At 75.3% G+C, this 24,389-nt stretch carries 15 protein-coding genes; 8 read left to right on the forward strand and 7 right to left on the reverse strand.

Translation table 11 applies throughout. The annotated features are described in order from the left end of the window. Positions 1-86 precede the first annotated feature (86 nt). Positions 87-1,334 (forward strand): hypothetical protein, encoded by a 1,248-nt coding sequence (locus LPU61_RS29605; protein WP_043961790.1) that lies wholly within the window; start codon positions 87-89, stop codon positions 1,332-1,334. Positions 1,335-1,437: 103 nt separating this feature from the next. Beyond that, on the forward strand, positions 1,438-2,289 hold the full coding sequence (locus LPU61_RS29610; protein WP_043961789.1) for an alpha/beta fold hydrolase: 852 nt from the start codon (positions 1,438-1,440) through the stop codon (positions 2,287-2,289). 129 nt (positions 2,290-2,418) lie between these two features. Here LPU61_RS29610 and metG read toward each other — a convergent pair whose 3' ends face one another. Further along, positions 2,419-4,221: a methionine--tRNA ligase gene (gene metG / locus LPU61_RS29615; protein ID WP_043961788.1), complete on the reverse strand. Its 1,803-nt coding sequence runs from the start codon at positions 4,219-4,221 to the stop codon at positions 2,419-2,421. Positions 4,222-4,367: 146 nt separating this feature from the next. Here metG and LPU61_RS29620 point away from each other — a divergent pair, with 146 nt between their 5' ends. Then, the gene (locus LPU61_RS29620; protein ID WP_229406800.1) at positions 4,368-5,384 is read left to right on the forward strand and encodes a hypothetical protein; all 1,017 of its coding nucleotides are present in this window, start codon (positions 4,368-4,370) and stop codon (positions 5,382-5,384) included. A 34-nt stretch (positions 5,385-5,418) separates the two neighbouring features. Here LPU61_RS29620 and rsmI read toward each other — a convergent pair whose 3' ends face one another. Continuing rightward, positions 5,419-6,258: a 16S rRNA (cytidine(1402)-2'-O)-methyltransferase gene (gene rsmI, locus LPU61_RS29625; RefSeq protein WP_043961787.1), complete on the reverse strand. Its 840-nt coding sequence runs from the start codon at positions 6,256-6,258 to the stop codon at positions 5,419-5,421. 92 nt (positions 6,259-6,350) lie between these two features. Here rsmI and LPU61_RS29630 point away from each other — a divergent pair, with 92 nt between their 5' ends. The 5 genes from LPU61_RS29630 (at position 6,351) to LPU61_RS29650 (ending at position 12,530) form a co-directional block, all read left to right on the forward strand. Then, positions 6,351-8,084: a dolichyl-phosphate-mannose--protein mannosyltransferase gene (locus LPU61_RS29630; protein WP_043961786.1), complete on the forward strand. Its 1,734-nt coding sequence runs from the start codon at positions 6,351-6,353 to the stop codon at positions 8,082-8,084. 365 nt (positions 8,085-8,449) lie between these two features. After that, on the forward strand, positions 8,450-9,784 hold the full coding sequence (locus LPU61_RS29635; RefSeq protein WP_374199729.1) for a VWA domain-containing protein: 1,335 nt from the start codon (positions 8,450-8,452) through the stop codon (positions 9,782-9,784). Between the two features lie 2 nt (positions 9,785-9,786). Beyond that, entirely contained in the window at positions 9,787-10,572 is a 786-nt protein-coding gene (locus LPU61_RS29640; RefSeq protein WP_077936042.1) for a peptidase, read from the forward strand. 155 nt (positions 10,573-10,727) lie between these two features. Then, a complete protein-coding gene (locus LPU61_RS29645; RefSeq protein ID WP_043961782.1) occupies positions 10,728-11,384 on the forward strand; it encodes a 4'-phosphopantetheinyl transferase in 657 nt (218 codons plus the stop codon). Between the two features lie 81 nt (positions 11,385-11,465). After that, the gene (locus LPU61_RS29650) at positions 11,466-12,530 is read left to right on the forward strand and encodes a DUF4352 domain-containing protein (protein ID WP_043961781.1); all 1,065 of its coding nucleotides are present in this window, start codon (positions 11,466-11,468) and stop codon (positions 12,528-12,530) included. Between the two features lie 87 nt (positions 12,531-12,617). Here the strand turns inward: LPU61_RS29650 and LPU61_RS29655 are convergent, their stop codons facing one another. From LPU61_RS29655 to LPU61_RS29675, 5 genes are read right to left on the reverse strand one after another with little or no spacing between them, the layout of a single operon-like run. Continuing rightward, entirely contained in the window at positions 12,618-13,118 is a 501-nt protein-coding gene (locus tag LPU61_RS29655) for a nuclear transport factor 2 family protein (RefSeq protein ID WP_063838550.1), read from the reverse strand. Positions 13,119-13,123: 5 nt separating this feature from the next. Further along, on the reverse strand, positions 13,124-14,056 hold the full coding sequence (locus tag LPU61_RS29660) for an SDR family oxidoreductase (RefSeq protein ID WP_043961780.1): 933 nt from the start codon (positions 14,054-14,056) through the stop codon (positions 13,124-13,126). Beyond that, entirely contained in the window at positions 14,053-15,567 is a 1,515-nt protein-coding gene (locus tag LPU61_RS29665) for a hypothetical protein (protein ID WP_229406801.1), read from the reverse strand. The genes LPU61_RS29660 and LPU61_RS29665 overlap by 4 nt, the downstream gene beginning before the upstream one ends. Next, positions 15,564-16,823: an FAD-dependent monooxygenase gene (locus LPU61_RS29670; protein ID WP_082106195.1), complete on the reverse strand. Its 1,260-nt coding sequence runs from the start codon at positions 16,821-16,823 to the stop codon at positions 15,564-15,566. The genes LPU61_RS29665 and LPU61_RS29670 overlap by 4 nt, the downstream gene beginning before the upstream one ends. After that, positions 16,820-24,208, reverse strand: coding sequence for a non-ribosomal peptide synthetase (locus LPU61_RS29675; protein WP_229406802.1), 7,389 nt, complete (start codon positions 24,206-24,208; stop codon positions 16,820-16,822). The genes LPU61_RS29670 and LPU61_RS29675 overlap by 4 nt, the downstream gene beginning before the upstream one ends. Positions 24,209-24,389: the final 181 nt, after the last annotated feature.

A 24,389-nucleotide genomic window follows, 5' to 3' on the forward strand; every position in this document is an offset into this window, starting at 1 on the left:
TGGGAAGTGCGCCGACCAGGCACCGGTCATCGGGCCGTCACCGGCCGTTCACCCGCCCGGAACGCGGCGGGCCTAGCGTCGCCGGGGTGAGCGTCTCCCCCCAGGCCCGCGGAGCCGCCGAAGCGCGGGCGGGGCTGCGCGTCACGTGCGGCGGGGTCGCCTACCCGGCGGAGGCGATCGCCCGGGGCGCGGCGTACGAGTTGTTCAGCGCCGAGGAGGCACCCGGCTTCGAGTGGTCGCCCCGGGCGGGGGCGCCGCTGCCCTGGCGGCGGTTCGCCCACGCCAGCGAGGTCGACGCGGTGCACGGCGCGGCCGAGCCGACCGAGGAGCCGGACGCGCCGCTGATGGTGCCGCTGCACCGCGAGCGGGGCTGGTCGCAGGTGCAGCGGCTCAGCCAGCAGCCGGCCTCGGCCGGCGATCCGACGCTGGTGGCGGTGCGGGCGTCCGCGGTGGTCCGGCGGGGCACCCGGATGGTCAAGGTGCTCTCCGCGCGGCAGCTCGCCGGGTACGCCCGGGGTTGGCTGCCGCACGGCTTCTGCCACCGCGAGCACGACGTGGCGCATCTGCGCACCCCGGGGGCCCTGGCGGTGCTGCGCACCGACTCGCCGGGCGGCCGCGACGACCTGGAGGTGGCGTACGCGCTGCGCTGGCGGGCGGCGGACCCGGCCGACTACGTGCGGCCGGTCGGCGCGGAGCACCGGGGGTTGACGGCGCTGCCGCCCCGGGACCGGCTCGGCCCGCCGGTGCTGGGCACCGGGTTCGTGCCGAGCGAGGCGCAACTGGTCCCGGAGTTCGTCACGCGGGACTTCGCCGACCTGCCGATGCCGGCCAACGCCACCCTGCTGGCCTACCCGGCGTCGGGCGAGGAGGTGGTGCTCTACAGCTACCAGGCCGAGCAGCGGGGCTGGCTGCGGATGGTCGGCCCGCAGTGGCGGCACCTGCTGGCCGGGGTGCCGGACCTCTCCCCCGACCAGGAGTGGCTACCGACCGGGGAGGCGGCCCGGTCGACGCAGCTCGTCGGCGGGTACGCCGGCGCCGCGTACGAGGCGGTCGCCGACCTGCCCGGCGGGTTCCGGGTGCTGGCGATGACCCGGGCCGCGCGGTACCCGGTGGAGGCGGTGGCCCGCCGGTTGCGGCACGCCGCCTGGCGGGGCGTGCCCTGGCTCGTCCTGCGGGAGGAGGCCGGCTGGCTGCGGTTGCGGATGGTCCGGCCCGATCCGGACGCGGTGGCCACGACCGGGGCGCAGTGCCAGGAACGGGGCGTCTACGAGGTGTGGGCCCCGGCGGCCGAGGTGACCGACGACCGGATGGTCGACGTGTCCTATCCGCTCTGACCGGAGCGGCCCCGGCGGCGCGGTCCCGGCGGGACCGCATATCGGGGGGCGGGTCGGGAATGCGCGGGGCGTCCGACGACCCGACCCCGCACCGGGAGACGAGATGCCCTTCATGACCGTCGGCGCGGAGAACACCGCGCCCATCGACCTGTACTACGAGGACCACGGCGCCGGCCAGCCGGTCGTGCTGATCCACGGCTTCCCGTTCAACGGGGCGACGTGGGAGAAGCAGACCAACGCGCTGCTCGCCGCCGGCTACCGGACCATCACGTACGACCGGCGGGGCTTCGGCAACTCCAGCCAGCCGGCCGCCGGCTACGACTACGACACGTTCGCGGCCGACCTGGACGTGCTGATGACCGAGCTGGACCTGCGCAACGTGATCCTGATCGGGCACTCGATGGGCACCGGTGAGGTCACCCGCTACCTGGGCACGTACGGGTCGAACCGGGTGGACCGGGCGGTGCTGCTCGCCCCGCTCGCGCCGTTCCTGCTGAAGACCCCGGACAACCCGGAGGGGCTGGACCGGAGCCTGTTCGACGGCTTCCAGCAGGCGATCCTCGCCGACCGGTTCGCCTTCCTCACCAGCTTCTGCGACAACTTCTTCAACTACGCCGACAACAAGGGCAGGCTGGTCAGCGAGGAGGCGTACCGGGCGCACTGGGACATCGGCGCGCGGGCCTCGGCGATCGGCACGTACCAGAGCGTGGACGCCTGGCTGACCGACTTCCGGCCCGACGTGCCCCGGATCGACGTGCCGGTGCTGATCGTGCAGGGCGACCAGGACCGGGTCCTGCCGTACGGGGTGACCGGCCAGCGGTTGCAGCCGATGCTGCCCGACGGCCGGCTGGTGACGCTGAAGGGCGCCCCGCACGGCATCCCGTGGACGAACGCCGACGAGGTGAACCGGGCGATCCTGGAGTTCGTGGTGGCCCCGGCGATGGCACGGCGCTGAGCCCTTTCGCACGCCGATGTCGGCGACATGGCGGTGTCCCGGGTGCCGGGATGCCGCCATGTCGCCGTCATTGCGGGCCCTTCGTGGTGGGCCGGCGGGGCGGGTCAGATCGTGGGCCGGCGGGGCGGGTCAGCCGGCGAGCCTGGCCAGCTCCTCCTCGACGATCGACGGGTCGAGCTTGCGGAACACCGGCTTCGGTGCCGCGAGCGGCCGGCCCACCTCCAGCGGCACCGACTCCCAGCGCGCCCCGACCGTGTAGTCGCCGGTCAGCACCGGGTACGCGGGCCCGCCGTCGAGGTCGTCGACCTCCTCCAGCACCGGCATCGGGGCGTGCACACCCGTGCCGCCGAGCAGCTCGTGGATCTGCTGCGCGGAGTGCGGCAGGAACGGCGTGAGCAGGGTGTTGGCGTCGCTGACCACCTGGAGGGCGACGTGCAGGATGGTGCCCATCCGGGGCTTGTCGGCCTCGGCCTTGAGCTTCCAGGGGGCCTGCTCCGACAGGTACTTGTTGGCCTCGGCGACGACCCGCATCGCCTCGCCGATGGCCTGCTTCTGCCGGTGCCGACCGATCAGGTCGCCGACGGTGTCGAAGCCGGCGCGGGCGGTGGCCAGCAGCGCCTCGTCGGCCTCCGTGAGCCCGGCGGGGTCGACCGGCGGGATCGCGCCGAAGTTCTTCGCCGCCATCGACACCGACCGGTTGACCAGGTTGCCCCAGCCGGCGACCAGCTCGTCGTTGTTGCGGCGGAGGAACTCGGCCCAGGTGAAGTCGGTGTCGTTGCTCTCCGGCCCGGCGACCGCGATGAAGTAGCGCAGCGCGTCCGCGTCGTAGCGTTCGAGGAAGTCCCGCACGTAGATGACGACCTTGCGGGACGAGGAGAACTTGCGGCCCTCCATCGTGAGGTATTCGCTGGAGACGACCTCGGTGGGCAGGTTGAGCCGGCCCAGCGCGCCGGGCTCGCCGTCGTGGTCGCCCGCGCCGGAGTAGCCGCCGAGCAGCGCCGGCCAGATCACCGAGTGGAAGACGATGTTGTCCTTGCCCATGAAGTAGTAGCTGCGGGCGTCCCTGCCCTCGGCGTCGGCGGACCACCACCTGCGCCACGCCTCCGGGTCGCCGGTGCGGCGGGCCCACTCGATGGACGCCGACAGGTAGCCGATGACCGCGTCGAACCAGACGTAGATCCGCTTGTCCGGGCGGTCGCGCCAGTCGTCGAGGGGGATCGGCACGCCCCACTCCAGGTCCCGGGTGATGGCCCGGGGCTGGAGGTCGTCGAGGAGGTTCCGCGAGAACCGCAGCACGTTGGGCCGCCAGCCCTCGCGGCCGTCCAGCCATTGCCGCAGGGCGTCGGCGAGGGCGGGCAGGTCGAGGAAGAAGTGCTCGGTCTCGACGAACTCCGGCGTCTCGCCGTTGATCTTGGACTTGGGGTTGATCAGGTCGACCGGGTCGAGCTGGTTGCCGCAATTGTCGCACTGGTCGCCGCGGGCGCTGTCGTACCCGCAGATCGGGCAGGTGCCCTCGATGTACCGGTCGGGCAGGGTCCGGCCCGTCGACGGCGAGATCGCGCCGGTGGTGACCCGGGGCACGATGTAGCCGTTGCGGTGCAGCCCGGCGAACAGCTCCTGCACCACCGCGTAGTGGTTGCGGGTGGTGGTGCGGGTGAACAGGTCGTACGACAGCCCCAGCGCCCGCAGGTCCTCGGCGATCACCCGGTTGTAGCGGTCGGCCAGCTCGCGGGGGGTGACCCCCTCGGCGTCGGCCTGCACCTGGATCGGGGTGCCGTGCTCGTCGGTGCCCGAGACCATGAGCACGTCGTGGCCGGCCATCCGCATGTACCGGGCGAAGACGTCGGAGGGAACGCCGAAACCGGAGACGTGGCCGATGTGGCGCGGGCCGTTGGCGTACGGCCAGGCTACCGCCGCGAGAACGTGACTCATGACCAGCAAGCCTAGTGACCGGCGCGGGGCCACCGCGAACCAATAGGCCGGCTCGCCACGAGCACCCCGGGCTTCTCGCCCGATTTGTCGCCGACACGCGGCCTGACCTGCACTGCTGCCCTCACCTGCCGGTGTCCAATGAAACCGTGACTGGCAGACGAGCCGCCCAGGGGCACGAGGAGCCGCCCGGCGGATCGGCGCCCGCGCCGCCCGCGCAGGCGGCCCGGCCCGCCCAGGCGGGCCCGACCACGCAGCCCGGCCCGCCCGCCCAGGCGGGCCCGCCCACCCAGCCCGGCCCCACTGCACAGCCCGGCCCATCCGCGCTGCCCGGCCCGACCACCCAGCCCGGCCCGACCACGCTGCCCGGGCAGGCGGTCGGCCCCGACCAGCCGGTGGAGGTGGAGCCGACCACCGGTGCCCCGGTCGACGCGGTGCCGCGCCGGGTTCCGGTCCGGCAGCCCGGCGGCCGGCTCCGCCGGGCCCCGGCCCCCGACGAGGACGCGCAGGGCGACGACGACGGGCTGTTCTGGGCCCCGATCGAACAGGTGCACTGGGACGGCACCCCCCTGCGCGAGGAACACGGCCGCCGCCGCTGGTGGTGGCGGCGCGCCGCCGACGCGGACCCCCGGGGCGGCACCCGCCGGCGGCGCGCCGCCGACCGGCCCGCCCACCCGCCGGACCCCTGGCAGGGCCTCTCCGCCCTGCTGGCGCTCAGCCTGCTCGCCGCCTTCTTCGCCTGGGTGAGCGTCGGCCCGTTCTGGCTCGCCCTCGGGCACGCCACCACCGGCACCGTCGTGATCGGCGAGTGCACGGGCGCCGGGTTGACGCAGCGCTGCCGGGGGGTCTTCACCGCCGAGGGCGAGCGGTTCATCGCCTTCGGGGTACGCGTCAGCGGGGTGCCCGCCGAACGCACCGCCACCGGCTCCACCCTGACCGCCCGGATGACCGGCCCGTCGGGCGACACCGCGTACGCCGACACCGGCGCCGGTCGGCACCTGCGCTGGCTGCTCGGGCTGCTGCTGGTGCTGGCCTGCGGCGCGGGGATCGCCCGGTACACCGGTGCGGCCCGGCTGGCCGACCGGCGGGCCCGCCGCTGGGCGGTGACGGTCGCGGTGGCCGGCCCGCTCGTGATCAGCGCCGGCTTCCTCGCCGCAGCCTGGTAGGCGCGCCCGCCCCGGCCCCCGCCGACCGGTCACCTCAGGCGTGGACGGTGGTGTAGACGTCGCGGCGGCGCAGGCCGTACTCGGTGGCGACCTCGGTGATCGCGTCGCGCCGGGACAGGCCGGCGGCCTCCCGCTCGGCGACGGCCGCGCGCAGGGTCTCGTCGTCGGGGCGCTGCGCGGCGGCCGGCGGCGCGCCGGCCACCACGAGGGTGATCTCGCCGCGCGGCTCGTGCTCGGCGGCCCAGGCGGCCAGCTCGCCGAGGGGGCGGCGGACCACCTCCTCGTACGTCTTGGTCAGCTCGCGGCAGAGCGCGGCCGGGCGGTCGGCGCCGAACCCGGCGGCCAGGTCGGCGAGCGCGCCCGCGATGCGGTGCGGGGCCTCGAAGAGGACCAGGGTGCGTTCCTCGGCGGCCAGGGCGCGCACCCGGGACCGCCGCGCGCCGGGGGTGCGGGGCAGGAAGCCCTCGAAGCAGAACCGGTCGCTGGGCAGGCCGGACAGGGCCAGGGCGGTGGTGACGGCGCTGGGCCCGGGTGCGGCGGTCACCGGGACCCCGGCGTCGAGAGCCCCCCGGACCAGCCGGTAGCCGGGGTCGGAGACGCTGGGCATGCCGCCGTCGGTGACCAGGGCGACGACGTATCCCTCGCGGAGGATCTCGACGAGTTCGGGAGTGCGCCGCTCCTCGTTGCCCTCGAAGTAGGAGACGATCCGGCCGCCGACGGTGACGTCGAGGTCGCGGGCCAGCCGGGTGAGCCGCCGGGTGTCCTCGGCGGCGACCACGTCGGCGGCGGCGAGCACCTCGCGGAGCCGGCCGGACGCGTCGGCCGGGTTGCCGAGCGGCGCGCCGAGGAGGATCAGGCGTCCGAATTCGGACATTTCACCCAAGAGAAGCGCTCCTTCATCGACAGTTGTACCGATATCGGGGACGACGGACGCCACCGGGCACCTCCGCAGCCTACGATCGCTGCGTGACGAGTGCGTCGACAGCGCAGAGCGCGAGCGCGGGCCAGGCGGGACCGGAGCAGGCCGGGTCCGCCGGCGACGCGACCGAGGAGTCCGGGCCTCCCCCCACCCCCGACGCCGGCGGCGGGGGCGTTTCCGCGATCGTTCGGCGGCGGCTCGCCACCGTCGACGCCCGGCTGGACGTCAACTCGTGGATCGCCACCGCCGTGGTGGTGGCGATCGCCGCGATCCTGCGCCTGGTCGGCCTCAGCTACCCCAAGGGCAAGATCTTCGACGAGATCTACTACGCCCGCGACGGCTGGGGGCTCGTCGACAAGGGCGTCGAGTGGAACTACAAGGACAACGGCCCGTCGTACGTGGTGCACCCGCCGCTGGGCAAGTGGCTGATCGGCCTCGGCGAGTGGGCGTTCGGCTACTCCGACGCCGAGCACAACATCTCCGTGCCCGGGCACCTGATGACGACCGCACCGGAGTTCGGCTGGCGGTTCGGCGCGGCGCTGGCCGGCATCGTCTCGGTGCTGCTGCTGGTGCGCATCGGCCGCCGGCTGTTCCGCTCCACCACGCTCGGCTGCGCCGCCGGCCTGCTGCTCGCCCTCGACGGCTTCCACCTGGTGCTGTCCCGCACCGCCCTGCTCGACATCTTCCTGCTGCTGTTCGTGCTGGCCGCGTTCGGCGCGCTGGTCCTCGACCGGGACGCCCGGCGTCGCCGGTGGAGCCGGGCGCTGGACGCCGGCCTCGACCCCACCGCGCCCGGCCGCGCCGGCCGGCCCGCCGGCGGCTGGCGGAACTGGCCGTGGTGGCGGCTGGCCGCCGGGGTGCTGCTCGGCCTCGCCTGCGCGGTCAAGTGGAGCGCCCTCTACTTCCTGCCGGCCTTCGCGCTGCTGGCCCTGCTGTGGGAGGTCGGCGTCCGCCGCTCCGCGGGGGTGCGCCGGCCGTGGCGCGACGCGCTGCTCGACGAACTGCCCTGGCTGGTGCTGGCCGGCGTCCTCATGGTCGTCGCCTACGTGGCGACCTGGTCGGGCTGGCTGCTGACCGACGACGGCTACTACCGCCTCGCCGCCAGGTACCCGAACGTGCCGGGCCTGAGCGACACCCCGATCATCGGGGCGCTGAACAACCTGTGGGAATACCACAAGGCGGCGTACGGCTTCCACAAGCAGCTCGACGACCCGCACAAGTACCAGTCCTGGCCCTGGCAGTGGCTGCTGCTGGGCCGGCCGGTGGCGTTCCACTGGTCGGGCGAGGGCGCCTGCGGCGCGCCGAGCTGCGCCTCGGAGATCCTGTTGCTGGGCACGCCGCTGCTGTGGTGGTCGTTCCTGCCCGCCCTGTTCGGGGCGGCCTGGATCGGCCTCGCGCGGCGGGACTGGCGGGCCGGGGCGATCCTGCTCTGCGTGGCCGCCGGGCTGCTGCCCTGGTTCTGGTTCGCCCTCGACGGCCGGACGATGTTCTCCTTCTACACCGCGCCGGCCCTGCCGTTCCTGGTCCTCGCGGTCGTCTACGTGCTGGGCGCGATCGTCACGCCGGCCACCGACGGGGCGCGGGCGCCGGCCGCCAAGGGGGCCTCCGCCGACGGCGAGGACGAGGTGGCGGAACGCCGGCTGGTGGGTGGCGTCATCGTGGGCGCGTACGTGCTGCTGGTGGCGCTCTGCTTCGCGTACTTCTATCCGATCTTCGTGGGCAAGGTGCTGCCGTACGCGGAGTGGTCGGCCCGGATGTGGTTGGACGGCCGCTGGATCTGACGCGCCGGCCGTCGGATATCGGACAACCGGGCCCCGGGGCGGGCCCGGTTGCCGGGCCACCGGGGCGGGAAACGGCTCCTGGGCGCAAAGACGCGCGCCCCGATCGCCTGCCACGGGGGAAGCGGGCGATTGGGGCGCGCAATAGGAGCTTAACCACCCGGCACCACCGGCACAACGGGTGGACTCGGGTCAGATTTCCGACGGAGCAACACCAGCCTAATGGTTTACATGCGGCAGCTAACCGTCAGTCATCCAGCGGGGACCTTACGGAGCTTCCCGGCCGCGCCGAGGGTCCGGCCCACCCCGCCGCCGGGCGCCTGAGGGCCGCCTGAGCCTCCAAAGTGGATCTCACTACACTCGCCCCGGTGATCAACAAGAGACGATGGACAACCGTCTTCCGCGGACTGCTGGCGGCAACCGTCCTGGTCGGTCCGGCGGTCGCGCTGGGTGGTCCCGCACCCGCGCGGGCGGACGAGGAGAACCCCGCCGCCGAGCCGCCCCGGGTCGAGCTGGTGCTCGACGTCAGCGGCTCGATGCGGGCCCGGGACATCGACGGTCGCAGCCGGATCTCGGTGGCACAGCAGGCGTTCAACGAGGTCGTGGACGCGCTGCCCGAGGAGACCCAGCTCGGCATCCGGGTGCTCGGGGCCACCTACAAGGGCAAGGACAAGAAGGTGGGGTGCCAGGACACCCAGCAGATCGTGCCGGTCGGCCGGGTGGACCGGGCCCAGGCCAAGGCGGCCGTGGCCACCCTCCGGCCCACCGGGTTCACCCCGGTCGGGCTGGCGCTGCGCTCGGCCGCCGCCGACCTCGGCACGGGCGCCACCGCCCGCCGGATCGTGCTGATCACCGACGGCGAGGACACCTGCGCCCCGCCGGACCCGTGCGAGGTGGCCCGCGAGCTGGCCGCCCAGGGCACCAAGCTGGTGGTGGACACCCTCGGACTCGCCCCCGACGAGAAGGTGCGCAGGCAGCTGCTCTGCATCGCCGGCGCCACCGGTGGGACGTACACGGCCGCGCAGAGCGCCGAGGAGCTGACCGGCCGGATCAAGCAGTTGGTGGACCGGGCCCGGGACACCTACACCGCCGCACCGACCGTGGTGGGCGGCTCCGCCCGTTGCCCGGACGCGCCGCTGCTCGCCCCCGGCGTCTACACCGACCGGGAACAGTTCTCCGAGCACCGCTGGTACCGGGTGCCGGTGCGCCCGGGTCAGGAGCTGCGGGCCTCGGTGAGCATCGCGCTGGACCGCCCGGTCAACCCCGACCACGCGGTGCTGCTGCGGGCGACCGCCCCCGACGGCCGGGAGCTGGTCCGGGGCGTGGACGCCGGCAGCGGCCGCACCGACGTGGTCTCCGCCGGCCTGCGCTGGTCGGCCGCCGCCGACGACGACGCGGACGCCGACGACGGGGACGGGGACGGGGAGACCCCGAGCCCGGCGGCCGGCGACACGGCGGCCGCCCCGACCACCGTCTGCCTGGTGGTCAGCAACGCGTTCGCGCCGCGCACCGGCACCCGGGCCAGCCCCGGGATGCCGATCGAGCTGACCATCGACGTGGTCGCCTCGTCGCCGGACCCCGGCGGGCCGGACCTGGGCCGGGGCTGGGTGCTGTTGCTGCTGCTGACCCTGGCCGGCCTGGTCACCGGGCTCGTAGCCGGGCTGCTCACCCGCTGGTGGGTCGCCACCTGGAGGGAGAACTGACGATGCGTACCCCGTTGATCCGGTCCTCGGCGGCGCTGGTCGCCGCCGCCGCGCTGACGCTCCCGGCCGCCCCCGCGCTGGCCGCGCCCACCCCCTCGCCCGGTGCCGCGACGGTCACCAAGGCCGGCACCTCGTTCCTCACCGCCACGCCGATCACCGCCGGCCAGCCGGTCCGGGTCGGCGCGTCAGGCGGCGACTACCTCTACTGGTCGTTCTCGGCCAGCGCCGGGCAGGTCCACGAGATCGCGGCGACGGTCACCTTCCCGAAGGGCCGCACCGGCGACTCCACCTGGACGGTCGAGGTCTTCGACGGCCTGCGCCGCCGGCAGGCGTGCACGGCGGGGGCGCAGACCCCGACCGCCGGGGCGTCGGCGACCAGCGTGGCGCTGGGCTGCACCCTGCGCCGGGTCCGGTCGTGGGCCGAGCCGTGGTCGGCCGACCCGCTGCCCGGCACGTACTACGTGCGGCTCTCCGTCGTGGAGCTGCCGGAGCCGGACCTCGGCCTGCCGGTCGACGTGGACCTGCTGGTCGCCGAGGTCGGCGACGGCGACGCCCCCGCCGACGACGGGGAGCTGAAGGCCCCGCTGGTGCCCAACACGAAGGCCGGGACCGTGCTGACCGGTGACCCGGCGGCGGCCCCGGCCGACGAGGAGGACGACGGGAGCCTCCTCGCCGGGTGGCTGCCGGACCTGTCGTCGCGGTGGGTCTGGACCACGGTCGGCGGGGTGCTCGCGGCGGTGGCCGGCGTCGTCGGCTTCGCGCTGACCCGCCGTCCCCGCCGGCCCTGACCCCCGCCGGCCCGGCCCTGCCGTGGACCGTGGGATCGGCGCGTGCCGACCGCCGATCCCACGGTCCGCCGGCGCGGGGACGGGTGCGGTACGTTCGACGGCGATGAGCGGCGTGCGGGGCGGTCGGGGCCGCGACGGGGGCGGCGGGGGCCGGGATGCGTGACCTGCTGCCGCCCGAGGTCGCGGTGGCCGTCGCCGGTGGGGACGACTGGGACGGCCAGCTGCTGCCCGCCGAGCGGGCCTGCCTGGGCGAGCGGGCGGTCGAGCGCCGCCGGCGCGACTTCACCGCCGGGCGGGTCTGCGCCCGGCGGGCGCTCGCCCGGCTCGGCGTGCCGGCCGTCGCCGTACCCGCCGCGCCCGACCGTTCCCCGGTCTGGCCACCCGGGGTGGTCGGCACCATCACCCACACGCCGGGCTACTGCGCCGCCGCCGCGGCCCGCGCCGACGAGATCCGGTCGGTCGGCATGGACGCCGAACGGCACCGGGAGCTCAACCCGGGGGTACGCCGGCTGGTCGGCCTGCCCGAGGAGTGGGACGACTGCGCCCGGCTCCCCGACACCGCACCCTGGCCCGTCGTGCTGTTCAGCGCCAAGGAGACCGTCTACAAGGTGTGGCACCCGGTCGTCGGCACGTGGCTGGACTTCCACGACGCCCGCGTCGAGCTGGACCCGGACTCCGGCCTGTTCACGGCCCGGATCTCCCCCGCCAGGCTGGACGCGGCCCCGGTGCCCGACCCGCCCGCGACGGTCACCGGGCGGTTCGCGGTCGACGCCGACGTGGTCCGTACCGCCGCCATCCTGTTACCCCGCTGAGACGGTCGGGGTGATCCGCGACTTGGCCAGGGGCGATACCGTCAGGGCGTTCGAGATCGCGATGAGGTGCCGAGGAGTACGGTGAGCCACCCCCAGGACCCTTACGGGCCGCCGCAAGACCCCTACCAGCCGAACCAGGATCCGGCGACGGCACCCATGCCCTCGTGGCCGGCCGATCCGACCGCACCGCCGCCCCTGCCGCCGACCACCCCGCAGCCCCCGGTCTCGGGCGCGGGGTACCCGCCGCCGCCGGTCTCGGGTGCGCCCTATCCGCCGCCGCCGGTGTCCGGCGCGCCGTACCAGCCGACCTCGGGCTCCCCGTACCAGCCCACGTCGGGTTCGCCGTACCAGCCGGGTGGGTTCACGCCGCCGCCCGCCCCCGACCCGACGTACCAGCCGGGCGTGGAGGCGGCCTACCCGCCGCCGCCCGGTCCGGCCTACCCGCCGCCCCCGGGCGGGTCGTACCCGCCCGGCCCGGGCTACGCGCCCGGCCAGGGTTACCCGCTCGGCCCGCCGATGGGGGCCAAGAAGAGCAGCAAGAAGCCGATCGTCATCATCGTGGTCGTCGTGGTGGTGCTCGCGCTGCTCTGCTGCGTCGGCGGCATCGTGGCGCTGGTCACCGGGGCCAACGAGGCGGCGAAGGAAGCCGAGCGGCAGTTCCCGGACCTGCCCCGGGTCACCACCGCACCGAGCGGCCTGCCGAGCGCCGGCCCGACCTCCTCGTCGTCGTCCGCCCCGGCCGACGGGGAGACCTTCAACATGAAGGCCGGCGACACCCTGGTCATCAACGACGAGGACGGCACCCTGGAGATCACGGTGCTGCGGTTCCGCACCTCGACGAAGGGCTGCAAGTCGTACTCGCCCGACCCCGACAAGGGGCTCTACCTGATCGCGGACGTCACCGCGACGGTGAAGAAGGGCAACATGTCGATCAACCCGTTCTACTTCCAGTGGGTGGCCGAGGACGGCACCACCGCGAACGGGATCGCCGGCGCGCTGGCCGGCTGCGGCGACCTGCTCGACTCCGGGGTCAACCTGCGGGAGGGCAGCAAGCGCACCGGCAGCGTCACCTTCGACGTGACCAACAAGAACGGCGCGCTGGAATACCGGCACAAGCTGGAGACCGCCGGCTCCTGGAAGCCGTAGGCGCACCACCTCGCGTACGTAGGGGCCGGCCCGCCGCCGCGGGCCGGCCCCCCGTCCGTCCCCACCCAGTGGGTGGCGGGACCACGGTCACCCCCGACCGGGGCCCGGCCCTTTCGGGCGGCGGCGTGCGGCGGGCCGCAGCAGGTCGACCAGGCCACGCCAGGCGTGCCCGATCGTCAGCCCGGCCCGGATGGTCGCCAGGGGGTTCCAGAAGTCCCGGAAGTGGACGATCCGCCCGTCCCGGAACCGCACCACCGAGATGTAGACCTGGTGGAACGGCCGGCCGGTGACGACGCCCCGGCCGGCACCGACGAACTCGGCGATCACCAGCTCCGGGTCGGTGGTCTCGTGGAAGGTCAGGCCGGAGAAGCGCACGTCGAACTGCTTCGGGAAGTCCTTCATGTGCTCGTACAGCTCGCGGTGGCCGGTGAACCGCGCGGGGATGCCCGGCAGGGGGTAGGGGAACTCCAGCACCCCCTCGGGGTCGAACAGCTCCACCCACTCCGTGATCCGCCCCTCGGAGATCAACTCCAGGTTGCGGGCGAACAGGGCCTGGGCCTGGGTCCGGGCCTGCTGGTCGGCGTCCATGCTGGTCAGTCCTCACTGCTGGTCGGGGCGAGGGGCGGGACCGCACCGCCCGGCGCGGGGCGGGACCGCACGAGCGGGGCGAAGTTGCGGTCGAGCAGGGCGTCGGGCAGCAGGCGCGCGGCCAGGCTGCCCAACCGCACGTCTGCGCCGACCGGGTACCGGGTCCTCGGCCGCGCGGCGGTCAGCGCCCGGGCGACCGCCCGCGCGAAGTCCGCCGGGGTGGTCCCGCTGCGCCGGGCCTGCGCGGCCAGCCGGGCGAGGAAGCGACCGAACGGCTCCGCGTACAGGTCGCCGGCCCGCCCCGCCGCCCGCGCCATCGTCTCCGTCCCGGCGTCGACGACCTTGTCCCAGATCGGCGTCTGGATCGCCCCCGGCTGGACCACCGACACCGCGATCCCGAACGGCCGCAGCTCGCGCCGCAGGCTGTCGCTGACCGCCTCTTTGGCGAACTGGGCCGCCGCGTACGCGCCCAGGTAGGGCAGGGCGACCCGGCCCAGGCCGGAGGTGACGTTCACGATCCGGCCCCGGCCGGTGCGCAGCAGCGGGAGGAAGCCCTGGATCACGGCGACCTGGCCGACCACGTTGGTGTCGAGCTGCCGCCGCAGCTGCTCCGGCGGTACGCACTCCAGGGGGCCGGGCAGGCTGATGCCGGCGTTGTTGACCAGCCCCCAGAGGCCACCGGCGCCGACCTGCCGGGCCACCTCGTCGGTCGCCCCCCGGATCTGGTCGGCCCGGGTGACGTCGAGGCGGAGCGGGGTGAGCCGCCCGGCCGTGGCGGCGGCCAGGTCGTCGGCGGCGGCCCGGTCACGCACCCCGGCGAAGACCCGGAAACCGACCCGCTCCAGGTGGAGCGCGGCCTCCCGGCCGAGCCCCGACGAGGCGCCCGTGACCACCACCGCCCGGCCCCGCGCGTCGATCCGCCGTCCGGCCCCGATCATGTTCCCGCCCCTCTGTCGGTTCCGGCCGGCACCGCCGCGGCCCCGGCCACCGTCTCCTCGGTCCCGGCCGCCGACTCGCCGATCTCAGCCAGCACCGCGTCGACGCAGGCGGCGACGAGGCGGGCCGCCCTGGCGTCCGGGACCGCCTCCGGCACGTGGACGAAGTTCCAGGCCAGCTCCCCGTGGCTGGTGTTCGCCGTGGCGACGAAGTAGCCGCAGACGGAGAGCCCGGCGACGAACTGCGCCCCGCCGAGCCGCCAGGCCCCGATCCGGTCCGGGAAGTCGTACCGGCCGAGGTTGGACAGGCAGAGGTTCACCGGCCCGGTCCGCTCGGTCAGCTCCACGAACCGGCCGCTGGCCGCGACCGACGGCGGGCAGGAGAGGCGGACGAGGTCGACCATGGCGAAGTGGCTGCCCCGGCGGCGACGGCCCGCGAGGTCGCCGCTGATCGACCGGGCGACCTGCCACAGCGACACGCCCGGCCGGTAGGGCACGAACGAGGGGACGGTGGCGACGTACGCGCCGACGGCCCGCTCGGGCACGGGGGGCGTCAACGCGGCCCGGAAGTCCACCGGGGAGCCGATCGCCACGTGCCCCGGGGCGGGCGGGGGTGTCTCGGCGGCGACCGCGAGGACCATGGCGGCGGCGAGCGCACCGTGCACTGTGGTCCGTTCCCGGCGGCACGCCCGGGCCAGCGCGGCGACCTGCTCGGCGGTGAGCGTGCGGTGCAGCAGCCGGCTCCGGCGCTCGGTGAACGGCACGAACCGGCTCGGCGTCACCCGGGTCGGCCGGTGCCGGCGCATCGCGTACAGGTCCCGCAGCAGTTGCCCGCCGAGGCGCAGCGCGCCGGTGACGCCCCGGTACCGGCGGGGGAACATCCGCTCGGCCGGTGGCAGGGCCGGCTCGGCGCTGACCGGGGTTCGGCCGTCCGGGCCGGGCGGGCCCTGGGCGGCCAGCCGATCGGCGTGCTCGATCCACTGGCGCAGCAGCGACAGGGCGGTCGTGCCGTCGGCCACGCAGTGCGGCAGGGTCAGGATCAGGTCGTGCACGTCCCCGGGCGCAACACCCGTCGTCAGCACGACGGCCCGGCAGAGCGGGCCGGCCCGCCAGTCGACCCGGTCGGCCAGCTCCCGCTCGTTGACCTCGCGCAGCCAGCCTGCGTCGGGGTCGGCGGAGGCGGCGTGGGCGGCGGGATCGGCGGGCACGCCGGGGGCGGCGGGCAGCCCGGCGTCGGCGGCACCGTCGGGGCCGGGCGCGGCCCGCCGCAGCGGGATCGGCCGGTCCGTCGGCACGAACCGGGGTCGCCGGCCGTCCGGCCGGGTCGCGATGGCCACCCGCAGCAGCGGATGGCGGGCCTGGAGTTCGTCCAGCGCCGCCCGCAGCAGCTCCGGCGGCAGCTGCCCGCTCACCCGGACCCGGGCGATGACGTTGAGCGGGGAGACCTGGTCGGCGATCCAGTACCAGCGCTCCAGCGGGCTGAGCGCCCGGTGGGCCCCACGCGCGGGGCTCACCGCCCGGCCGCCGGCAGGGCGTCGGGGAAGGTCAGGTCCGCCAGGTTGCGGCGGTCGACCAGACGCGTGGGCAGCCACCGCAGGTACGCGCGGCGGGCCAGGTCCCCGGCGGGGCTGGCGAGCTGCTCGATCCGGCTCAGCGAGTGCGCCTGGCGGATCATCCGCCGGGTGCGGTCGCGGCGGGCCGCCTCGTAGCGGCGCAACGCGCCCGGCAGGTCGGTGGCCCCGGCCAGGCACCGGGCCAGCACCACCGCGTCCTCGACCGCCATCGCCGCGCCCTGCCCGAGGCTCGGCAGCATCGGGTGCGCCGCGTCGCCGAGCAGGGTGACCGCGCCGTCGCCCCAGCGCCGCAGGGCGGGGCGGTCCCGGGCGGGGACGCTGATGACCGCCGCGTCGGCGGTGGCGGCCACGGTGGCGACCACCTCGTCGGCCCAGCCCGCGTACGCGTGGAGGATCTCGTCCCGGCCGCCGCGCCAGTCGCGGGCCGCCTCCGGCGGCATGTTGCGGGTGCCCCACCAGTAGACGTGGTCGCCGCCGAGGTGCACCAACCCGAACCGCTGGCCCCGCCCCCAGTAGTGGGCGGCGTACCCCTCGCGGACCAGGTGGTGCCGGTACGCGACGGTCGCCAGCCAGCACACGTACCCGGGTTCCCGGGGCCGCTCGGGGCCGACGAGCTGCCGGCGTACCGCCGATCCGAAGCCGTCCGCGCCGATCAGCAGGTCGCCGTCGGCGCTGGTGCCGTCGGCGAACTCGACCCGGATGCCACCGTGGTGGCGGTGGAACCGGCGGGCGGCGGACCCGAGCCGGATCGGCGGGTCCCCGGCCTCGGCGAGCAGGGCCCGGTGCAGTTCGCCGCGGTGGATGGCGACGTTCTGCGCACCGACCCGGTCGCCGAGGTGCGCGAACCGGACGGTCCTGATCGGCCGCCCGGTGGCGGTGCGGAAGTGCAGCTCGGGGTAGACCTGGCCGCGCCGCTCGACGTCGAGGTCGATGCCGAGGCAGCGCAGCGCGACGCGCGCGTTGGCGGTGAGGGAGAGCGCCGAGCCGGCCGCCCGGAGCTCCGACGCCTGCTCGTGGATCTCCACGTCGACCCCGACGCGGCGCAGCGCGCCGGCCGCCGCGAGGCCGCCGATGCCCGCGCCGACGATGATGGCCTTCGGCCGACGGCGGCCCGAACCGGCGGCGCGGCCCGAACCGATGGCCTGCACCGAGCCGGCGGCGCGGGCCGGGCCGCCGGAGCCGGCGGGGGCGATCATCGCGCGTCCCCGACCGGCCGGCGGGCCGGGGTGTCCCCCGCCAGCAGCCCGGTGATCCGCCGCCCCACCTCGGCCACGTACGGCTCGTCCATGAGCACCAGGTGGTCGCCGGGTACGTCGATCACGTCGACCCGGCCGGTGGTCAGCTCGCCCCAGCCGTTGCGCGGGTCGAGGTGCAGGGTGCCGGCGAGGTCGTGCATCGGCTTCAGCACGGCGGGCAGCGGGTCGGCGGCCCGCAGCAGGGTGAGGTCCTGGTCGACGACCTCGGGCCGGTAGGAGATGATCGCCTCCCAGTTGGCCCGGAAGACCGCGAAGAGGCGGCGCACCGAGCCGCGCGGGCTGCCCGGGCGCAGCACCCCGCTCTCGCCGGCCCGGCCCGCGATGAAGTCGAGCTTCGCCTCGGGTGTGGTCAGCTCGGCCGGCACGCCGCGCGTCGGCACCCCGTCGTGGCCGAGCCGCATCAGCTCCCAGAAGAACCAGTCGAGCAGGACGTCGTCGGCGACCGGCACCGGGTCGCCGGGCCGGCGGGCGATCGGGTCGAGCAGGATCAGCTTGTCGACCCCGGCCCCGCTCTCGCGGAGCTGCCGCGCCATCTCGAAGGCCACCACCCCGCCGAACGACCAGCCGCCGATGGCGTACGGGCCGTCGGGCTGGACCCGGCGGATCGCGTCGAGGTAGGCGCGGGCCAGCTCGGGCACGGTACGCAGCGGCTCGGTGCCCGCGTCCACCCCGGCGGCCTGCAACGCGTACAGGGGCTGGTCGGGGCTGAGGTGGCGGGCCAGCGGGACGTAGCAGAGCACGTTGCCGCCGAGCGGGTGCACCAGGAACAGCGGCGGCCGGTCGCCCCGGGCGCGGATCGGCACCAGCGGGTCGAACGTGAGGTCCGCCCCGCCGGAGCGCAGCAGCGCCGCGACGCCCGCCACGGTCGGCGTGGCGACGAACGCCGAGACGGGCACGGCCACCCCGAACCGCTTCTCCAGCATCACCACCAGCCGCATCGCGGTCAGCGAGGTGCCGCCCAGCTCGAACAGGTTGTCGTGCGCGCCGACGGCCGGCAGGTGCAGCAGATCGGCGGCGATGTCGGCGACGACGCGCTCGTACCGGTCGCGGGGGGCGACGCGGGGCGCCTCGGCCAGCTCCAGCGGCAGCTCCCGCAGGGCGCGGTCGTTGCGCTTGCCGCTGGGGGTCAGCGGCATCGCCGGCAGCCACTGCCAGCGCGCCGGCACCAGGTGCTCGGGGAGGGTGGCGCGCAGCCGGCCGCGTACGTCGGCCAGGTCGACCGCGTCCGGGTCGCCGACGAGGAACACGGCGAGGTAGGAGTCGACGCCCTCCCGGCGGCGGGCGACGACGGCGGCCTCCCGGATCCCCGGGTACTCCGCGGCCAGCTCCATGACCGCCATCTCCACCTCCAGGGGTTCCACCCGGAAGCCACGGATCTTGGTCTGGGTGTCGGTGCGGGCCACCCAGATCAGGTCCCCGTTGGGCAGGTAGCGGGCCAGGTCGCCGGTGCGGTAGAGCCGGCTGCCGGGCGGGCCGAACGGGTTGGGCACGCAGCGCTCGGCGGTGAGGCCCGGCCGGCCGTGGTAGCCCCGGGTGACCTGGATCCCGCCGTAGTACAGCTCGCCGGTCACCCCCGTCGGCACGGGCCGCATCCGCTCGTCCAGCAGGTGCATCTCGACCCCGTCGATGGCGGGCCCGATCGGCGGCAGGTTGGGCCACCGCGCCGGGTCGCCGGTCATCGGGTACGCGGTGACCAGGTGCGTCTCGGTCGGCCCGTACTGGTTCTCCAGGACCGCGCCGGCCGGCAGGGCGGCCAGGAAGCGCCGGATCTCGGCGGTCACCCGCAGCTGCTCGCCGGAGGAGATCACCACCCGCAGCGCGCGGGGGTGGATGCCGAGCAGCTCCGCGGCCTCGGCGAGCTGCTGCAACGCGACGTACGGCAGGAAGATCCGGGCGACGGACTCGCGGTCGAGCAGCCGCAGCAGGGCCGGCACGTCCCGCCGGAGGTCCTCGTCGATGATCCGCAGGGTGCCGCCCGCGCTGATCGTGGTGAGGATCTCCTGGAACGACACGTCGAAGCTGAGCGGGGCGTACTGCAGCGTGGTGCCGCCGGCCGCCGCGCTGGCCGCCCGGATCTGCCACGCCTGGTAGTTGTCGAGCGCGCCGTGGGTCATCGCCACGCCCTTGGGCACCCCGGTCGAGCCGGAGGTGAACAGGACGTAGAGCAGGTCGTCGGCGGTGACCCGGGGCAGCACCACGGCCTCGTCGGTGACTGCGGGCCCCGCGAGGAGGTCGGCCACGTCGAGGACGGTCGACGGCTCGCCGACCAGGCCCCGGTGCCGCCGGTGCGTCACGATCCGCGCCGGCCGGGCCTGCTCGACCATCGCGGCGATGCGCTCCGCCGGGTACGTCACGTCCAGCGGGACGCAGGCGGCCCCGGCCCGCGCGATGCCGTAGATCGCGGCGATCATCTCCGGCGACCGGTCCAGGGCGATCCCGACGAGCTGGCCAGGCCGTACCCCGGCGCGCAGCAGCCCGACGGCGATCCGGTCGACCATCTCGTCGAGCCGCGCGTAGGTCCACCGCTGCGGCGGTCCGTCGGAGGCAGCCTCGGCGTCGAAGGTGATCGCGACGGCGTCCGGGGTGCGCCGGGCGTGCGCGGCGAGGCGGCGTCCCACGTCGCCGGGGGTTTCCAGGGGCGGGCCGGCGGGCCGCGGCGCGGCGGCGAGGAAGCCGAAGTCCGGCTCACCCTGCGGGTCGGCCACGATCCGGGCGAGGATGCGCAGGTACGCGTCGATCAGCAGGTCGGTCTGCGCCGGGGTGAGGGTGCGCCCGTCGGCGTCGACGCGCAGCGACACGCGCCGGTCGGCGGGGCTGACGAACACGTTCACCAGCAGGGTGAAGTTGGTCTCCTCCCAGGTGTCGAAGCCGAGCAGCTCGACCTCGGGCAGCTGGAGCAGCGGGGTCAGCACGTGCATGTGGACGTAGTTGAAGGCCGTCTCGAAGACCGGCTCGCCACCCCGGTCGCCGACGATGGCGTGCAGCGGGTAGCGCCGGTGCGGGTGGCACTCCCGCTCCTGCCCGTGGACCTGCCGGACCAGTTCCAGCCAGGTACGCGCGCCGGGGGTGACCCGCAGCGGCACCGTGTTGAGGAAGAGCCCCGCGACGAGTTCCGCCCCGGGCCGGTCCGGCCGGCCGTGGGTGACCAGGCCGGTGGTGACGTCCGCCGCACCGGAGTACAGCCGCAGCAGCAGACAGTGCGCCGCGAGCAGGACCGACTTCACCGGCAGCCCGTGGGCGGCGGCGAAGCCGCGTACCCGGTCCTGGAGGTCGTCGGGCAGCGGGACGTGCCGGATGATCGTCTCCTCGTCGCCGGGCGGCTCGTACTGGCGGCAGCCCTCGATCTGGGTGAGTTCCGCGCCGTCGAGCCGGGCCCGCCAGAAGTCGCGGGTGGCGACGGAGTCGACCGCGCGGCGTTCCTCGACGACGTACGCCGCCGGGGAGGGCAGCGCGGCCGCCCGGGGCGGGTCGATGTCGACGCCCACCAGGCGCAGGTAGGTCCGCAGCAGGTCACCGACGACGGTGGCCACGCTCCAGCCGTCGAGGAGCACGTGGTGGAAGCTGAACACCAGGTCGACGGCCCCGGACGGCAGCAGGTGCACCCGCATCAGGTGCAGCGGGGCGCGGTCGAACGCGTACCGGTGGCGTCGCCGCTGCCGCATGTGGGCCAGCACCTCGGCGGCGGCCGTGGCGGCGTCGAGGTCGCGCAGGTCGGCGACGTCGAGGCCGCCGGTCACCCGGGCGTGGACGACCTGGAGCGGCTCGGAGCAGCCGCCCAGGTCGAACGAGGAGCGCAGGGCCGGGTGGCGGTCGAGGAGGCGGGCGTGGGCGGCGCGGAACGCGACCTCGTCCCACGGCAGCCGCAGCGAGTAGCGGAACACATCGTGGTAGGCGGTGGCGTCCTCGCGTTCGCTGCCGTGGAACAGCAGGCCGAGCTGGAGCCGGGTCGCCGGGAAGGCGTCCTGCGCGTCGCCCAGCGCGGCCCGGTCCAGGTGCGACACCAGCCCGAACGGCTCCGGCGGGGCGTCCTGCCCACCGGCGGGCGGCGCGGCGGCGCGGGTGTGGGCGGCCAGCGCCGCCACGGTGGGCCGGGCCACCAGGTCGGCGACGGTGACGTGCAGGCCGTGCCGGGCCGCCTCGGCGCCGACCCGCAGGGCGAGGATGGAGTCGCCGCCGACGGCGAACCAGTCCTGGTGGATGCCGACGGACGGCACCCCCAGCACCCGTGCCCAGATCGCGGCGAGGGTGCGTTCCACCTCGTCGCGGGGGCCCGGCCCGGTCCCGGCGTCGGCGCGGGCGGCACCGGCGGGCGGGCCGCCGGCGATGGGCCCGACGGCGGGGTCGGGGGCGGAGTCGGTGGCGGACCCGGCGGCCGGGTCGGGCAGGGCGGCCTGGTCGAGCTTGCCGTGGGCGGTGAGCGGGATCCGGTCGAGCCGACGGAAGAGGGCGGGGACCAGATAGTCGGGCAGCCCGTGCAGGAGCTGGGCGCGCAGCCACGCCGGGTCGAGGTCGGCGTCGGCCCGGTAGTAGCCGACGAGGTGGGTGCCCCGGGCCGGGTCGGTGCGGGCCACCACGACCGCCTCCCGCACGCCGGGCACGGCGGCGAGGGCGTGCCGGGCCTCGCCGGGTTCGACCCGGTTGCCCCGGATCTTCACCTGGTCGTCGAGGCGGCCCAGGTATTCGACGGTGCCGTCGGCCAGCCAGCGGGCGAGGTCGCCGGTGCGGTACAGCCGACCGCCGGTCACCGGGTCGACGCCGAACCGCTGCGCGGTCAGCTCGGGCTGACCCAGGTAGCCCCGGGCTACGCCGATCCCGGCGATGCACAGCTCGCCGGGCGCGCCGACGGGCTGCGGCTCGTCGCCGGGGCCGAGCACGTAGAGCTGGATGTTGTCGATCGGGCGGCCGATCGGCACGCGGGCGGTCCGCCCGGCCGGGTCGGGCCGGCACTCGAAGTGGGAGACGTCGACCGTCGCCTCGGTCGGCCCGTACAGGTTGACCAGCCGGGGTGCCGGCGGCCCGGCGGGCAGCAGCCGGTGGAACCGGTCGACGTGCCGGGGCGGCAGTTCCTCGCCGCTGGCGAAGACCAGCCGCAGGCCGGCGGCGTCCGCGCGGGCCGCGGGGTCGTCGGCGAGCAGGTCGAGGAAGGGCCCCAACATCGACGGTACGAAGTGGACGACGCTGACGCCCTGCCGGGCGACCGTACGTCTCAGCGCGGCCGGGTCCCGCCGCACCTCCGGCTCGGGCAGCACCAGCCGGGCCCCGGCGAGCGCCCACCAGAACAGCTCCCACACGGAGACGTCGAACGACACGGGCGTCTTCTGCACAAGCGCGTCGTCGCCGGTCAGCGGGTAGCGCCGCTGCATCCAGGCGAGCCGGTTGACCACCGAGCGGTGCTCGATCAGCACCCCCTTGGGCCGGCCGGTGGAGCCCGACGTGTAGCACACGTACGCGAGGTCGGCGCCGTCGGCGACCGGCGTCACGGGCGTCGTGGGCCGGTCGGTCATGGCCTTGAGGTGGCAGACGGCGACTCCGGCGCCGACCGGCGGCGGTGGCGTGTCGCCGGTCACCACGAGCACCCGGGCCCCGCTGTCGGTGAGCAGGTGCCGCAGCCGCGCCTGGGGATGGTCGGGTTCGATCGCGACGTACGCCCCGCCCGCCTTCAGCGTGCCCAGGATCGCGGTGAGCAGCCCCGGCCCCCGGTCGGCGAGGACCGCGACCCGGTCGCCCCGGCCGACGCCGGCGTCGTGCAGGGCGTGGGCCACCTGGTTGGCGCGGGCGTCGAGGTCGGCGTAGCTGACCGTCTCGTCGGTGCCGTCGACGACCAGCGCGGTCCGGTCCGGGGTGCGGGCGGCCCGCCGGGCGAACAGGCCGTGCACCGTCAGGTCGTCGGGCAGGTCGGCCCGGGTGTCGTTGAGCCCCCGGGTGAGCCGGTCCCGTTCGACCTTGGGCAGCATCGGGGTCTGCGCGAGCGGCCGGTCGGGTCGGTCGAGGGCGTTGTGGAGCAGCGTGACGACGTGCCGGCCCAGGGCCTCGATCGGGAAGTCCGCGTCGAACACGTCGGGGGCGTAGTCGAGGTCCACCGTCAGCGGGCCGTCGTCGAAGTCGTTGACGAGCACGGCGAGGACGTGCCCGTCGTGCAGCCGGCTGCGCACCATCGTCCGCTGCGCGACGCCGGGGACCGGCTCCGGGCGGGGCCAGCGCATCCAGGACAGGGTCACGTCGTAGAGCTGCCGCCCGCCGTCGGGCAGGGCCACGCCGCGCAGCAGCTCGCCCCGGGACAGTCCCTGGTGGGCCCAGAGCGCGCGCAGGGTCGTCTGCACCTCGGCGGCCAGGTCCGCCAGCGGTCGCGCGCCGTCGATCCGGACCGGCAGGGGCAGTTCGTTGGCGAAGTGGCCGACGGTGCGGCGTTCGACGTGGGTCCGGCGGTTGAGCAGGGGTACGCCGAGGACGACCCGGTCGGTGCGGTGGATCCGGGCGAGGTAGGTGGCGAGGACGGAGGCGACGACGGTGAACGGGGACTCGCCCCGGGCGGTGATCCGGTCGACCAGGGCCCGGTCGATGGAGAAGCTGTGCCGCCCGCTGGTGGCGGGCCGGCCGCCGGCCGGGGCGCTGTCGCCGGCCGGGGCGCTGTCGCCGGCCGGGGCGCTGTCGATCGGGCTGTCGCCAGCCGGGCCGCCGGTCGCGCGGCGCGGGAACAGGGCCGGCGCGACGCCCGCCAGCGCGGCGCGGTAGTGCTCGCGGTCCCGTTCCCCGGGGGCCGGTCGCGGGCGCTCGGCGCGGGCGCGGGCCACGGCCAGGTACGACGACGACGACGGCGGCGGTTCCTCGGCGCCCGCCCCGGCGCGCAGGAGGCGGGCGTAGTCCTCGCTCGCCTGCTGCAGCAGCAGCCGCCCACCCCAGCCGTCGGTGACGAGGTGATGGGCATTGAGGTACGCGTAGGTGACCGATTCGCTCTCGACGAGCAGCGCCAGTTCGTACATTCGACTCCGGCGCAACGGAAACGGGCGGTCGAACGACCGGGCCATCCAGGAATGGCAGGCCGCGCGGGGGTCGACGTCTTCCGAGAAGTCGATGGTGGCAATTACCGGCGGTTCGTCCTCGACCCACTGATAGGGCTCACCGTCCTCTTCCTCGAAACGCAGCCGCAACGCGTCGTTCCGCAGGACGGCCCGATTCATGCAGGTACGCATCAGTTCGAGGTCAACGGGCCCGGTGAACCGCAGGTATCCCCCGACGTTGAACTGGGGCAGCTCCGGACATAGTCGACCAGCTACCCAGATGTCGGCCTGAACTGTGGTCAACGGTGCCCGGTCGACATTCTTCACTGCTCACCCCTCACGACCGCACCGCACGACCGACGCGCCGTCACATGACAATATTGATCGACTTTCGTCGCTGCCATGGCGCTGGACAGTACCGGAGTTACGACGTTTACGTCAGCGAGTTCGGCACCTTCACATCGAATTCTCATGCAAAGAAAGAGGTCGTTGCGCCGACGTCTCCGGC

The organism is Micromonospora sp. NBRC 110038, assembly GCF_020884815.1.
In the GTDB taxonomy this organism is placed as follows: domain Bacteria; phylum Actinomycetota; class Actinomycetes; order Mycobacteriales; family Micromonosporaceae; genus Micromonospora; species Micromonospora haikouensis.